3 protein-coding genes are annotated in these 1,970 nt (G+C 39.1%); all 3 read right to left on the bottom strand.

Going from position 1 to position 1,970, the window contains the following annotated elements; genetic code table 11:
* Window positions 1-228, bottom strand: a 228-nt coding sequence (locus ADI74_RS08025; RefSeq protein WP_049538190.1) for an RHS repeat protein, incomplete at its 3' end; no start/stop codon positions are given.
* A gap of 227 nt (window positions 229-455) precedes the next feature.
* A complete protein-coding gene (locus tag ADI74_RS08020; RefSeq protein ID WP_049538188.1) occupies window positions 456-866 on the bottom strand; it encodes a hypothetical protein in 411 nt (136 codons plus the stop codon).
* Between the two features lie 21 nt (window positions 867-887).
* A partial coding sequence (locus ADI74_RS10950; protein WP_192833036.1) for a pre-toxin TG domain-containing protein occupies window positions 888-1,970 on the bottom strand: 1,083 nt, incomplete at its 5' end.

The following is a 1,970-nucleotide window of genomic DNA, read 5'->3' as shown; positions in this document are numbered from 1 at the left end:
TTCTGAGTTCTTCTCAGAAGCGATGCGATTGCCATTCTTGTCGTAGGTATAGGTGATGGTACCATCTGGACCTTCCAGTTTGGTCAAGCGGTTATGGTCATCGTAGGTAAAGCGTGTCTGGTTCTCCTTGCCATCGACTGTCTCAGTGCTGGTCAGTTTATTGCCCGCTAGGTCATAGGTATAGGAGAGTTTAGAAAGTTCCTTACCAGCTCCATCCGATACCGTCATGTTTCCCACTTGACCTAGAGTATCGTATGTGTAGGTATGGACTAGGGTTTCACCATCCTGCTGGATGGTTTCCTTGGCGATATGAGCTTGTCTCGCTTGTCTACTGTGAGGCTAGAATAAAATAAACTAGGGAAAAATTTCCCCTAGTTAGTAATTGAGAACTGAGGCACAAATTGTTTTCGTGAGAGTAATTTATAATTTCTAATCATCCAAACTCAAAACTTTACTTATTCTAGAGTTTCATTATCCTGCCAAAAGAACTGAGTATCCTTTAAATCAAGATGTTCTATCTGAATATCACGACAAACAATTGTTATATCCGTAATACCTAAATCTATTCTGCACTCAACAAAATTTTTATTTTGAGCATACTGAAGCAATGTGAAATTTTGTGCGGAATAGCCGAGTTGAGTCTTTTTCAAACTTTTCACATCATAATCACGCCAATTCTTCCATAAAGCATCTGTTGTATACTCTACTTTACCACATAAAAGGAAGGTTACGCGCCAATATTTTTTTTGATTATCCTCATACTCAATAATAGTTTCATCGCCAAAAAATGACACATAAAAATTGTAAACAGGTGCGTCCCAATAATTTGTTAAATCTAATTCTTTTTGTTTTTGTTCAATATTCATATCTCTATTTTATAATATCCATTAGTACTTATCCCATGGAATATGGGCATCTGGACTTTTTCTGTTAACAATATTACCGTTTATATCTAAAGGTTTTCCATTTTTATCATAAATGTGCATATGATTATAGTCAGTTATGCGATCAGGTGGATCTATTCTGATTTTATAGTCCCCTTTGCTATTTTTTATATGAACACGTCCATTATGCTCATGGAATGTCCAGCCTTCTGGCAGCCTTTCTTTTAGCTCCTGTATATTTAGTTCAACTATCTCTTTTGGAGATAATTTATCTAATTTAGGAGGATTAAAAAGCTTACCAGCATCTGACGCCTTGTCCACTGCCTTTGTAGCTTTCGAAGCATCTTTAGCTTTATCAGCTGCCTTCGCAACTTTCGAAGCATCATTAAGCGCATCTAGGGCTTGCAATCCTTTACTAGCGGCTTTAGCTCCCTTGGCAACTTTACTAGTTTTTAATGTTACGATATCAGCTAGTAGCCATCCAGCTGCTTCTATGCGACTGGCATTCTCACCTGTTTCAGGATCTTTCCCTGTAGTTAGACGGTATGTATCGTTGACAGAGAAAAACTCTCCGATTATATACGGTATTTTCTTGAAACCATCTACTGTATTCTGCCAAACGCGTCTATTTCCAGCTGCTATTTCCTCTTTTGTGCGTATGCCTGTCCCTATGCCTGATTTACCATCATAGCTTCTCGACAAGGCTGCAATCGCAGACACATCGCCAGAGTTGGCCTTTTTGATAAGTTGTCGTAGTTCACTAGCTGTCAGATGTTTCTTTCTAGCATCATCTTGACCCTTAGTCGTTTTTGGATTACATACATGTTTCAATGTATTCTGTAAAGATGTATTCCAGTTGCGGTCGAGATTTAGGCCTTCTCGGATTGTTGGTGAAGAATTGATGCCTGTTGCTAAACCATATTCATAGCGAATCTGTTGGCGACGACGTTGTTCTGCTTGGGCTCTTGCGCGCGCTACTTGTTGTTGGGCATAAGCATAAGAACTTTGTCCTCCGTAACTTCCACCTTGGTAAGTTGCCACATTTGGACCAAAAGCTTGATAATAACTTTCTGGTGCTCGGAAAGT

The sequence above is a fragment of the Streptococcus pseudopneumoniae genome (assembly GCF_001074565.1).
Lineage (GTDB): Bacteria > Bacillota > Bacilli > Lactobacillales > Streptococcaceae > Streptococcus > Streptococcus pseudopneumoniae_J.
This window is presented reverse-complemented; position numbering and strand designations above follow the sequence as displayed.